Annotated in this window: 11 protein-coding genes, 1 tRNA gene and 1 pseudogene; 3 read left to right on the plus strand and 10 right to left on the minus strand. The window is 63.8% G+C overall.

Annotated features, from left to right (window positions below; all coding sequences use genetic code 11):
* Nucleotides 1–5: 5 nt before the first annotated feature.
* The 4 genes from minD to map all read right to left on the minus strand — a co-directional run bounded on the left by minD (nucleotide 6) and on the right by map (nucleotide 3368).
* The gene (gene minD / locus P3T43_RS22175; protein ID WP_006048490.1) at nucleotides 6–821 is read right to left on the minus strand and encodes a septum site-determining protein MinD; all 816 of its coding nucleotides are present in this window, start codon (nucleotides 819–821) and stop codon (nucleotides 6–8) included.
* Nucleotides 822–911: 90 nt separating this feature from the next.
* The gene (gene minC / locus P3T43_RS22180; protein ID WP_429283186.1) at nucleotides 912–1769 is read right to left on the minus strand and encodes a septum site-determining protein MinC; all 858 of its coding nucleotides are present in this window, start codon (nucleotides 1767–1769) and stop codon (nucleotides 912–914) included.
* Nucleotides 1770–1926: 157 nt separating this feature from the next.
* Nucleotides 1927–2460 (minus strand): GNAT family N-acetyltransferase, encoded by a 534-nt coding sequence (locus tag P3T43_RS22185; protein WP_429283187.1) that lies wholly within the window; start codon nucleotides 2458–2460, stop codon nucleotides 1927–1929.
* 122 nt (nucleotides 2461–2582) lie between these two features.
* Nucleotides 2583–3368, minus strand: a complete 786-nt coding sequence (map, locus tag P3T43_RS22190; protein ID WP_429283188.1) for a type I methionyl aminopeptidase — start codon at nucleotides 3366–3368, stop codon at nucleotides 2583–2585.
* 530 nt (nucleotides 3369–3898) lie between these two features.
* On the opposite strand from map, the gene P3T43_RS22195 reads away from it, so the two are divergent.
* The 3 genes from P3T43_RS22195 (at nucleotide 3899) to P3T43_RS22205 (ending at nucleotide 7421) form a co-directional block, all read left to right on the plus strand.
* Complete coding sequence (locus P3T43_RS22195) at nucleotides 3899–4891, plus strand: ferritin-like domain-containing protein (RefSeq protein WP_429283189.1); 993 nt, start codon at nucleotides 3899–3901, stop codon at nucleotides 4889–4891.
* Between the two features lie 115 nt (nucleotides 4892–5006).
* Nucleotides 5007–6311, plus strand: coding sequence for an Nramp family divalent metal transporter (locus P3T43_RS22200; RefSeq protein WP_429283190.1), 1305 nt, complete (start codon nucleotides 5007–5009; stop codon nucleotides 6309–6311).
* A gap of 108 nt (nucleotides 6312–6419) precedes the next feature.
* Nucleotides 6420–7421, plus strand: a complete 1002-nt coding sequence (locus tag P3T43_RS22205) for an alpha/beta hydrolase (RefSeq protein WP_429283191.1) — start codon at nucleotides 6420–6422, stop codon at nucleotides 7419–7421.
* Here the strand turns inward: P3T43_RS22205 and P3T43_RS22210 are convergent.
* The 6 genes and pseudogenes from P3T43_RS22210 to P3T43_RS22235 form a co-directional block, all read right to left on the minus strand.
* A pseudogene (locus P3T43_RS22210) lies at nucleotides 7364–7804 on the minus strand (chalcone isomerase family protein); the annotation flags it as partial. The gene P3T43_RS22205 and the pseudogene P3T43_RS22210 sit on opposite strands and share 58 nt — an antisense overlap.
* Nucleotide 7805: 1 nt before the next feature.
* Nucleotides 7806–9023 (minus strand): class I SAM-dependent methyltransferase, encoded by a 1218-nt coding sequence (locus P3T43_RS22215; RefSeq protein ID WP_429283192.1) that lies wholly within the window; start codon nucleotides 9021–9023, stop codon nucleotides 7806–7808.
* On the minus strand, nucleotides 9020–9904 hold the full coding sequence (locus tag P3T43_RS22220; RefSeq protein WP_429283193.1) for a DUF1365 domain-containing protein: 885 nt from the start codon (nucleotides 9902–9904) through the stop codon (nucleotides 9020–9022). The genes P3T43_RS22215 and P3T43_RS22220 overlap by 4 nt, the downstream gene beginning before the upstream one ends.
* Nucleotides 9901–11199 (minus strand): NAD(P)/FAD-dependent oxidoreductase, encoded by a 1299-nt coding sequence (locus tag P3T43_RS22225; RefSeq protein ID WP_429283194.1) that lies wholly within the window; start codon nucleotides 11197–11199, stop codon nucleotides 9901–9903. Before P3T43_RS22225 ends, P3T43_RS22220 begins: the two co-directional genes overlap by 4 nt.
* A gap of 253 nt (nucleotides 11200–11452) precedes the next feature.
* Nucleotides 11453–11671 (minus strand): hypothetical protein, encoded by a 219-nt coding sequence (locus P3T43_RS22230; RefSeq protein ID WP_429283195.1) that lies wholly within the window; start codon nucleotides 11669–11671, stop codon nucleotides 11453–11455.
* A 150-nt stretch (nucleotides 11672–11821) separates the two neighbouring features.
* Nucleotides 11822–11912: transfer RNA gene (locus P3T43_RS22235), tRNA-Ser, on the minus strand.
* Nucleotides 11913–11939 lie beyond the last annotated feature (27 nt).

Raw genomic sequence — 11939 nt, forward strand, 5'->3', positions numbered from 1 at the left:
TCCCCTTACTTGGTGCCGAAGAGGCGCTGCAAGAGGCCTGGCTTCTGGTAATCGGTAAAGCGAAGCGACTTCTGCTCGCCGAGGAAACGCGACACGACATCCTTGTAGGCTTCAGCGACATCGGTACCGTCGAGGTGGACTGCCGGCAAGCCCTGGTTTGATGCGTGCAGCACCGCTTCCGATTCCGGAATCACGCCGATCAGATCGATGCGCAGGATTTCCTGGATATCGGTCAGCGAGAGCATTTCGCCTTCGCTGACACGCTTCGGGTTGTAGCGCGTGATCAGCAGGTGTTCCTTGATCGGCTCCTTGCCTTCGATAGCGCGCTTGGTCTTCGACGACAGGATCCCGAGAATGCGGTCCGAATCGCGCACCGACGACACTTCCGGGTTCGTCACGATCAGCGCTTCGTCGGCGAAGTGCATGGCCAGCAACGCGCCCGATTCGATACCGGCCGGCGAATCGCAGACGATGAATTCGAAGTCCATCGCGATCAGGTCGTTGATGACCTTTTCGACGCCTTCCATCGTCAGCGCGTCTTTGTCACGCGTCTGCGAGGCCGGCAGGATGAACAGGTTCTCGCACTTCTTGTCCTTGATGAGCGCCTGGTTGAGGTTGGCTTCGCCCTGGATCACGTTGATCAGGTCGTACACCACACGCCGTTCGCAGCCCATGATGAGGTCGAGGTTACGCAGGCCGACGTCGAAGTCGATCACGGCCGTCTTGCTGCCCCGTAGCGCCAGGGCCGATGCAAAACTCGCGCTCGTGGTCGTCTTGCCCACGCCACCCTTGCCCGAAGTCACCACAATGATTTTTGCCATTACCCTTACCCTGTGTTCGTCAGATTCGTTCAAATAAGTCCGGCGGCAGCCAGCATCAGGCACGCGCCGGGCACGGCGCGCGCAACAGAATCAGGTGAGCCGCAGCGGTTCAATCATCAGCTTTTCGTCTTCGAGCCAGATCTGCACCGGTTTGCCGAGTACATCGGGCGGCAGCGGGTTCTCAGTCGTCCGGTAAATACCGGCGATGGAGATCAGTTCCGGCTCGAGACACGTGCAGAAAATGCGCGCATCGTGGTTGCCGTGCACGCCGGCCAGCGCCCGGCCGCGCAGCGGCGCATAAATATGGATATTGCCCTCGGCGATGACTTCCGCGCCATAGCTCACGAGGCCGAGGACCACCAGATCGCCCTTGGCGTAGATGCGCTGGCCAGAACGCAGCGGCTTGTCGACTACCGTGGTCTGCGACGAGGTGACGAGCTTCGCGCCCTCGCCAGCCGCACCTGGCTGGCCGCCTGCGACAGGCCCGCCCGCCACCACTTCGACCGCCGTGGCCGGCACGTCCATCGCCAGCTCGCCCTGCACCGGAACCGTGCTGCCGGCATCGACGGTACGCCCGGCGCCCTGCGCGTCCTCGGCAGCCTCTTCAGCCGCCGTTTTGGCGCCTGCACCGCGCCGGTCGCGCGCTTCGAGCAGCGGCAACGCGGACTCGGCCGCCCAGCCCTGCTGGGGATTCGCCACCACGCCGACCGGGCGCATCCGCACGCTGTCGAGCAGTTGGGCGATCTCGGCGAGCGGCACGCGCTCGTCGTCCGCAAGGCGGCGCACGTCGATGGCGACGACGTCGTTAGCAAAGAATTCGGGGGTCGCCTCGAAGCGCCGGGTCAGTTCGGCACGCATGGCGTCGAGGTCGGTCGTCTTGACCACGAACAGGAGCGTGTCGACGGTGCCACTGCGGAGTTCGAAATATGGCGATTTCTTGGGCGACATAGCGTTCGGCAAAAAATTTTGCGTATTTTACAGGCGTCCACGCGCGGAGCCAGTATTTTCGGCGATGTGAATGAACGCCGCGCCCCAATCAGGGGCGGCAGAGGCTGCAGCGACGGGGGAAGAAAGGGAGCGGCGCCCGGCGGGACCGCTCGCCGGATCACTGGGAGGAGGCTTGCGAGGCGCGCTGCACATGGCGCACCAGCAGGCTTTCCGACTGCTCGGGTGAACGCGCCGTGCGGGCATGCTCGCCGGTCGGGCCGAAGCCGAGGCGCTCGTAGAAACGCATGGCGTTGCGGTTGGCGTCGGCCACCCACGCGTAGATTTCTTCGGCGCCTGCACCGGCCAGCCACTCGCTGGCGGTATTGACGAGCAGCTCGCCACCGCGCAGATGGCGCACCGCCGGGGCGACCCACAGCTCGCCAACAAAGGCGCGCGGCGCGGCGCTGTCTTCGAAATGCGCTTCGATGAGCCCGGCGGGATGCCCCTCGGTGTAGAGAATGAACGAAGCAGCCGCATTCGAAGCCGCATGATCAACCGCGGTGACATCGAAAGTTGCAGCGTCGACCGAGAGGGCGTCCTCGAGCGTCGCGCCGAAGGCATAGGGCGCTTCCCGCAGCGACGCAGTACGGAGTTCGCGTAAAACTGCGCCCTGATCAGCGGCGATGCGGCGAACGGTCAATGACGGACTCATGCAGACGAAAACCCCTTGTAACACTAAGGCGTAGCTTTAACCGAACCGGCGCGCGAGTCAAATCCTTATTTTGTGGAATTGTGCGCAGACGGTCTTGACGGCGGCTGCTTGTGGCAGCGCCCTTATGGCGCCTCGTAACTGCCGGTGCCGTCCGGCCAGGGCGTCAGCAACTCGAAACCGTCTTCCGTGACCGTCACCATATGCTCCCATTGGGCCGACAGCGAGCGGTCCTTGGTGACCACCGTCCAGCCGTCGCGCAGGACGGTGGTGCCGGCCCGGCCGGCGTTGATCATCGGCTCGATGGTGAACACCATGCCCGGCTTCAGCCGTACGCCCTGCCCCGGCTGACCATAGTGCAGGACCTGCGGATCTTCATGGTAAACCTTGCCGATGCCATGGCCGCAGTAATCGCGCACGATCGAGAAACCGTCGCGCTGCGCAACCTTCTGGATGGCGTGGCCGACGTCGCCGAGCGTAGCGCCCGGCTTCACTTCGCGGATGCCGGCGAGAGTCGCCTCATAGGTCGTGTCGATCAGTTGCCGCGCCACCGTACTCGGCTTGCCGACGCAGTACATGCGGCTCGTGTCGCCGAAGTAGCCGTTCTTGATCACGGCCACGTCGATATTGACGATATCGCCGTCCTTGAGGATTTCAGCCCGGCTCGGAATGCCGTGGCAGACCACCTGGTTGACCGACGTACAGACTGTCTTCGGAAAACCCAGGTAGCCGACATTCGCCGGAATGGCCTTCTGCGTATTAACGATGTAGTCGTTGCAAAGCGCGTCGAGTTCGTCCGTCGATACGCCTGCCTGCACGTGTTCGCCGATCATCGCGAGCACGTCGGCGGCGAGGCGTCCGGCAATGCGCAGCGCGGCTATGTCGTCGGGAGTCTTGTAGGTAATGGCCATGAAATCAAAGGCGGTTGGTGAACGCGTCGCGGCAAACAGCGATCCGCGTCCGGATGCGGAAGGCAACCCGGCTGAAGTGCGAGGCGGCGCCAAAGCGCACGCAGGGCCCCAAACCGGTCGTCGATGGGGGAATTGTACAGAGGATGGCGAGCGGGGCAGGTTCTGGGCACCTCACGCTCGTGCTGTGACGTGCAGCGACGCGCTGAACGCTCACATGACGAGCCCTCGCGCGTCAGCTTGCGAGAGGCCAAAAACGTGCGGTACGTCCTGCGCTTTCGCATGGATTGTTGCACTCGCACGCAAATATCTTTTGCACGCGCTGCATCCACCATCGGATTCGCCTCGTAAAGTGCGTTGAGGACTCGCCTCTTCTGGGTCGCAAAAGATTCTTCGTTGAATGGCGGTGTGTCTTCGTGTCCGCGATTTGCGTCAGTGCAACGCGTCAGTCGTTCCGTCGTGTACGCCGTTGTGTCCGCGTTTGCGTCGTGAATCGCGCGGCTTTCCCTGCGAATTACCTGAGGAGCACGGTCATGTCCGAACAGTCGAAGCAGAGCCCTATTAATTCAGTATCCCTAATCGATACATTTGACCGAAGAGTCGAGCGTCGCAAACAACGCAGACAATTTTTCCGGAATGCCGGCGGCCTGAGCCTAGGACTCGTAGGCGGCACGTTGATCAGCGCTTGCGGCGGCGGCTCCGGTATCTCCTCGATGGCGCAGACGGCCGCACCGACCGACGAGGAAATTCTCAACTTCGCCCTGAATCTCGAATATCTCGAAGCCCAGTTCTATACCTACGCGACAACCGGCAGCGGTCTGCCGGCCAGCATGCTCAGTGGCGTCGGCACGCAAGGCACGGTCATGGCCGGCGCTCAGGTGCCGTTCCAGGATCCGTTGGTACAGGCCTACGCCAACGAGATCGCCAACGACGAGCGCGAGCACGTCGCCTTCCTGCGCAGCGCGCTGGGTTCGGCGGCGGTCGCGATGCCGTCGATCGACGTGAGCGGCACCAACCCGAATGGCGCGTTTTCCGTCGCGGCACGCGCGGCGGGTCTGGTTGCAGCAGGCGTCGCGTTCGACCCATATGCGAGCGACAACAACTTTCTGCTCGGCGCGTTTATCTTCGAGGACGTCGGCGTGACCGCCTATAAGGGCGCCGCGCCGCTGCTCGCGAGCAAGACCTTCCTCACCGCCGCCGCAGGCATTCTTGCGGCCGAGGCGTATCACGCGGGTCTCGTACGCACGACGTTGTATGCGAAAGGCCTCGACACGGCGAGCCTGATCACCGCGGCCAACGCGATCTCCGCCGCGCGCGACAGCCTCGATCAGGTCGGCAACGACGACCAGGGCATCAGCGGCGCCACTGCGGGCACGTCCAACATCGTGCCGCTCGACAGCAACGGCCTCGCGTTCGGGCGCTCGTATTCCGACGTGCTCAACATCGTCTATCTGACCAGTACGGCGGCGGTCAAGGGCGGCTTCTTCCCGAACGGCGTGAACGGCGTGCTCAACATGAGCGCCTGAGGCGTATCTGCAGAAAAGGCCGGCAACGGATCGCAGGAACGGTGCTTGCGATTCCGTTGGCCGAACCCCTCTCATCCTAGCGCTTGACCCCGGTTGACGACGGACAGGAGATGTCATGAACGAAGCCATGCGTCAGGCGGTCGTGCCGCAGACCCTGACCGAGCAGACCTGCTTCCACGTGCGCGAAGCGCTCGCCGGCCGGCGCCGCGGAGCACGCGTAATGCTGTCATTTGCCGGGCCCGCGATCGTCGCCTCGATTGCTTACATGGACCCGGGCAACTTCGCGACCAACATCCAGGCGGGCGCCGGATACGGTTATACGCTGCTGTGGGTGGTGGCCGTGGCGAATATCATCGCCATGCTGTTTCAGTCGTTGTCCGCCAAGCTCGGTCTCGTCACCGGACGCAACCTCGCCGAACTGTGCCGCGATGCGCTGCCGCGCCGCTATGTGTACACCATGTGGGGCATGAGCGAGATCGCCGCGATGGCCACCGACCTGGCCGAGTTCGTCGGCGGCGCCGTCGGCGTCTCGTTGCTGCTGCATCTGCCCATGATGGCGAGCATGGTCGTCACGGGAGTGGTGACCTATGGACTGCTGCAGTTCGAGAAAAAAGGCTTCCGCCCGCTGGAACTGGTGATCGCCGCACTCGTGGGGGTAATCGGCCTGTCGTATCTGGCCGAACTGCTGATCGCGCTCGTGCACTGGCCTGCGGTGTTTCTGCATACCGTCAAACCGGACATCCCCGATCGCAACGCGCTCACCATTTGCGTGGGCATCATCGGCGCTACCGTGATGCCTCATGTGCTGTTTCTGCATTCCGGCCTCACGCAAAATCGCGTCACGCCGCGCAACGAGCGGGATCGAGCGAGGCTGCTGAAGTTTTCCAACATCGAAGTCGTCGTCGCGCTCGGTGCCGCGGGCCTGATCAATATGGCGATGGTCATCATGGCGTCCAGTGCGTTTCATCAGGCTCACCCGGAAATCGCCAGCATCGAAACCGCCTGGCATACGCTGACGCCCTTGCTCGGCAGCGCCGCGGCAGGGCTATTTCTTGCTGCATTGATTGCGTCCGGAATCTCGAGCTCGGTGGTGGGTACCATGGCGGGCCAGATGATCATGCAGGGCTTCGTCGGTTTTCGCGTTCCGGTCGGTGTGCGCCGCCTCGTCACCATGGCGCCCGCCTTCGGGGTGGTGGCCTGGGGCGTCGATGCGACCCACGCCCTGGTGTTGAGCCAGGTTGTCCTGAGTATCGCGTTGCCTGTGCCGATGATCGCGCTGGTGTGGTTCACGTCGCGGGGCGACCTGATGGGCGTGTACCGAAACCGTCGCCTGACGAACCTCGCCGCGGTGGCGGGCACCCTTGCCGTGCTGGCGCTGAATGTCGTGCTGTTGCTGCAGACCGTGGGGTTCTCGTTCTAGATGGGAATCCGGATGATGGAGACACCCTCCGCGCGTTCGCTTGCATCCGCTGGCGGCCGCTGCGCGTAAACAGGATGACACCTTTCCTTCGGACCGATGCCCTCACCCATGCCTCGACACCTGTTTGCCGTGACCACCGCACTCGCCCTTACCACGCTCGGCGGCTGCAGCGGGACCGCTTTACTGAACGCCGTCACGCCGAATCACACGTTTCGGATCAGCACAGCGATTCCGTATGGCCGCGATGCGCGCCAGAAACTCGATGTGTACGAACCGCCCGGCGCCGCTAACCCAACGGCTCAGCGTGGCCGGCCCGTTGTGGTGTTTTTCTATGGCGGCAGCTGGCAGAACGGCAAGCGCGGCGACTATCGGTTCGTCGGCGAAGCGTTGGCCTCGCGCGGCTATGTCGCGGTCCTGCCCGATTATCGAACCTGGCCGGAGGTCCGCTTCCCCAGCTTCATGGAGGACGCCGCCGCAGCCGTGCGCTGGGCGCGCGATCACGCCGCTGAGTTCGGCGGCGATCCGACCCGCGTTTTCCTGATGGGACATTCTGCTGGCGCGCACATTGCCGTGCTGCTGGCCACCGACGGCCAGTATCTCGGCGCACAACAGATGAGCAAGCGGGATCTGAGCGGCGTCATCGGGCTCGCGGGACCGTATGACTTTTTGCCACTCACCGACCCGGTTCTCGAGGAAATCTTCCCGCTGTCCGTGCGCGCGGCGAGCCAGCCAATCAACTTCGTGAGTGGCGACGAGCCGCCGATGTTTCTCGCCGTCGGCAAGCGCGACACCACGGTCGACCCGGGCAATACCGACCGCCTCGCTGCGAAGCTGCGGGCGGCCGGTGACAGCGTCGAGGTGAAACACTATCCGTTGGTGGGACATGTGCTGCTGGCCGCGGCGCTCGCTGCGCCGCTACGTGCGCTTGCACCGGTGCTGGCGGATAGCGCACGCTTCATCGACGCGCAAACGGCTGCGCATCAGTCCGCTTCACCCAGCAAGTGCTTGCGCAACGACGGTGCGCGCGTGGACGGATCGAGCCAGATGCCGAAAAACGCCCGCGCGAACGCCGGGTCGTCGAACTCGCCGGTCTCCTGCTCACCTGAATAAAACCGCACGCCCTTGCCCGGCAGAAACACGGCGCTTAGCTGATCGCCGGGCTCGACATCGCCGAAGGCGCGCAACATGTTGTCGCGCCAGCGTTCGAGCGTCTCAGGCGGAATGGGTGCGCTCGCCTGGCGCCTGATTTCCTCCAGACCGGTATCGGCGAGCCGCTTGCCTTTGATGCTACGCAGGTAGGTCAGACGCAGCGCGAAACGCTCTTCGTAGTCGACCGGCTCGCGCTCGCTCCACAACTGCGCGCGGTACAGCGTGAAACCGAACACGCTGAAATCGCCCTCGCCGACGAGCCGCGCCGACTCGACGTCGCTGTGCCAGCCGGCGTTCGCCGACACGGCCCACACCAGCAGCAGCAAGGCGGCGAACGTACGCATTTCAGTCCCGCTCGGCCGGTGCGAGTACGAACTGCATCACGTCGGTACGACCTTCGTCGAAGCCGGCCTCGCAATACGCGAGATACAGACGCCAGGTCCGCACGAAGGTTTCGTCGAAGCCTTGCGCGCGGATGGCCTCGAGTTGGGTCTCGAAAGCATGGCGCCAACGGCGCAGCGTCTCCGCATAGTCGCCGCCAAACGCAAGCGACACCTGACCCGCGAGCTTCGCGCGCTGCGCCACCGCAAGGAAGCGCTGCGGGCTCGGCAGCATGCCGCCCGGGAAAATATATTCGCGGATGAAGTCGCTGGTGGCGCGATAGGCGGCGAAGTGCGAATCGTCGATCGTGATGGTCTGCACCAGCGCCCGGCCGCCTGGCACGAGCCGCTCACGCAGGATGCGAAAGTAAGCAGGCCAGAATTTCTCGCCGACGGCTTCGAACATCTCGATCGAGACGATGCCGTCGTACTGGCCGGTCAGCGTGCGATAGTCGCGCAGTTCGAGCTTGACGCAATCGGAGAGGCGCTGTTCATACACGCGCTGCAAAGCGAATTCGAGCTGCGCGAGCGAAATGGTCACGCCGTGCACGTGAATCCCTTGGCGCGCCGCGTAAATCGCGAAGCCGCCCCATCCGCAGCCGATCTCGAGGACCCGCATGCCGGCACGCAGTCCGAGCGTATCGATGATCCGCTGGTATTTCGCGTCCTGCGCCTCTTCGAGCGAGGCCTCGAAGTGTCCGTCGAACACGGCGCTCGAATACGTAAAGCTCTGGTCCAGCCACTGCGCGTAGAACGCATTGCCGATGTCGTAGTGGGCGTGGATGTTGCGCCGGCTGCCGGAGCGCGTATTGCGACGCAGGCGGTGCCGCATGCCGTACCAGATCTGCGCGAGCCAGCCGCCGTAGACGGTGCGTTGCAAGGCACGCTCGTTACGGATCGCCACGCGCAGGAGTGCGGCGAGATCCGGCGTATCGACCCAGCGTTGCCGCCATGCGTCGGCAAAGCCGATATCGCCCTTGCGCAGAATCGCCCCGCATGCGCGCCAGTCTCGCAACTCCAGGCGCGCGCCGGGCGCGGCGTGCGGATCACCGAACACGCGCGGCTGGCCATCAGGCGTGATGAGCACCAGGTGTCCGACGCGAATCCGTTCGAGCAACGACAAAAACAGACGGCCCGACGCAGGGGCGCCTTGAGGTCCGCTCAGGGTCCTTGAAAGCGTCATGGCTGAATCTCCTCAATCGACGAAGAATGGTGTGCGTGGTTGGCTTCAAAAGCGGCTTCAGAATCGGCTTCAGAATCGGCTTCATGAAGAGGGTCCGGGACGTGGGCAGCGCGACCCGGCGCAGGATGCTTGCCGTAAAACGGCACGTGTTTGATGAAGAGCCGCAGCGCCTGCCAGTGGATGCGAACCACCACGCCGAGCGTGAGCAACGGCTGCCGCGCCAGCGCGCCTAGCGCCGCGGCGCGTGTCAACGGATACAGCCGGCCGCCGAGCACCGTGCGGATCAGCAGGCCGTCGGCATCGTGATAGTCGAGTGCCACGGACGACGCTGCATGCGTCTCGCGCAGCCGGAAGCGGTAGCCGCCTTCAACCTGGCAAAAGGGCGACACATGCAGCACCTTGCGGCAAGCCAGCTCGGTCGATGCCTCGATCGGCGCGCCGTTTGGGGCAGTCAACAGATAGCTGTGACGTGCGCCAAACGTGTTGCGCACCTCGGCCAGCAACGCGCGCAACGCGCTGTCACGATCGTGACAAAACCAGAAGCTGACCGGATTGAACGCGTAGCCGAACACACGAGGAAAGGCCTGCAGCCAGATTTCACCGTCGGCGGGCAGACCCGCTTCGGTTAGTTGCGCGCGCATCCATGTGTCGAGATCGCTGCCGTCGCACGGGCCGTGGTCGCGCGCGAAAAGACTGAGCGGCCCCCAGCGGTCGATACCGAACCACCAGCTGTCGAGCGTGGCGAGGCGCGCCAGGTTGCAGCGCACGTAGAACACCGGATAGGCGAAGCGATGATGACGCGGCCGCAGCCGTTCGTGCATCACGCGACCCACCATCAGCCATGCCGCGCTATCCGCCAGTTCGAGTGGCGCCCGGTTCATCGTGCGGCCCATTGCGGCAGTGCGTCGAAATCCGCCGCGACGCGCAACGCCGATTTCAGGCCGTCCTCGTGGAAACCATAGCCGGTCCATGCGCCCGCAAACCACGTTCGACGCCGCCCTTGCAGCGAGGGCAAACGACGTTGAGCGTCGATGGCGGCCAGATCGAACAGCGGATGATCGTAGACGAAGCGGCGCAGTTCGGTGCCCGGCGACGGCGCGACCACTGGATTCAGCGTGACGACGACCGGCGTGTCGAACGGCAGCGGCTGCAACTGATTGACCAGATAGCTGACGCAGACCGGCCGCGTCCCGTCGAGATGACGACCGCCCAGGTAATTCCAGGCCGACCAGACCCGGCGGCGGCGCGGTAATAGATTCGTATCGGTATGCAGTACCGCGACATTCGGCTGATAGCGCACGGCGCGCAACACGCTGCGTTCGGCGGCGTCCGCGTCGTCGAGCATGGCCAGCGTGTCGGGCGCGTGGGTGGCCAGCACCAGCGCGTCGAAGCGCTGCGGGCCGTGATCAGTCAATACGTCGACGCCATCCGCGTCGCGCCGCACGCCGCGCACGGGTGTCCCGATGCGGACGTCGTCGAGCGTATTGACAATTTTTCGCACGTACTCGCGGCCACCGCCAATCACCGTCTTCCATTGAGGACGCCGGTTGACCTGCAGCAGCGCGTGGTTCAGACAGAAGCGCAGGAACGTCGTCGCGGGGAAGCTCAGAACGTCGGCGGTCGCGCTCGACCAGATCGCGGCGGCCATCGGCAGCAGGTAGTGCTGCTGAAACGCGCCGCCGTAGCCGCCGGCGCTCAGCAGGTCGCCCATCGAGCCGCCGGTTTGCACCGCGACGTCCAGATTGCGCTCGGCGCTGCCGTTAAAACGCATGATGTCGCGCAGCATGCCAATGAAGCTCGGCGAGAACATGTTGCGGCGTTGCGCGAAGACGGTGTTGAGGTTGGTGCCCGCCCATTCGAGACGCCCTTCGTCGAGCGACACGGAAAACGTCATCTCGCTCGGATGCGCCTCTACGCCCAGCTCAGCGAACAGGGCGATCAGGTTCGGGTAGGTGCGATCGTTGAAGACGAGGAAGCCGGTATCGACGGGATGGCTGTGCCCTTCGAGCTTTACATCGACCGTGTTGGTGTGCCCGCCGGGGTAAGAGCCGGCCTCGAACAGCGTCACGTGATGGTGCTTCGACAGCAGGTAGGCGCTCGCCAGTCCCGAGATACCGGCGCCGACGACGGCGATCCGTTGACCGCGTGGCTGGGGATTCGAAGCGGCGTGACTCATGGCTGCGTCTCCGGGATGAACCGGGCGCGCGTGAGTTCAGGATGGGTTGGATTGCGCGCCCATGTTCGAAATACGCAGCAAGTGCGGGATCGGATGCAGGGCGGGGGATTGCTAACGCGGCCGTACGGGCAGCGCCCGGGACGAACACCGCCATGCCGGGGGTCAGGCGGTTTCGGGAAGGATCAGAAAGAAGAGAAAACGCTCTGTGCGGCTAAGGAGATCGAGAAGGTCACGGGCGGGATCTGACCAAGCGCTAGTCCCACATGTTCCGAAAGGCCACCGCTACGATGACCGGCACGCACAGCACCAGCGGGATCGCGAAGTAAGGCACTTCCATATCCACGTAGTAGCGATAGACCAGCCAACCGATGCCCGCGCCGAGTGTCGCGATCGCAACGAGCCACGTCAGGATAGTCAGCGTGAGCTTTGAGGGCTGCTTGCGCGGATGCTGGTCGGTGGGATGGGTTTTCATTGCAGCACCAGATGAGTGGTTGCGGGTTACTGACCCGTTAATTTTACTCCGGTGCGTACACAGCAAGCGGGGTCGATTTCCGGTCAAGGAAAAACGTCGCGCAAAGCAAAAAGCCCCGCGGAATTTCTTCTGCGGGGCTTTTTAGAATCTTGGCGGAGAGGGTGGGATTCGAACCCACGGTACGGGGAAACCGTACGCCTGATTTCGAGTCAGGTACATTCGACCACTCTGCCACCTCTCCGGGATACTGCATTTTTACGACTTCTCC

It is taken from the genome of Paraburkholderia sp. GAS41, assembly GCF_050436545.1.
Lineage (GTDB): Bacteria > Pseudomonadota > Gammaproteobacteria > Burkholderiales > Burkholderiaceae > Paraburkholderia.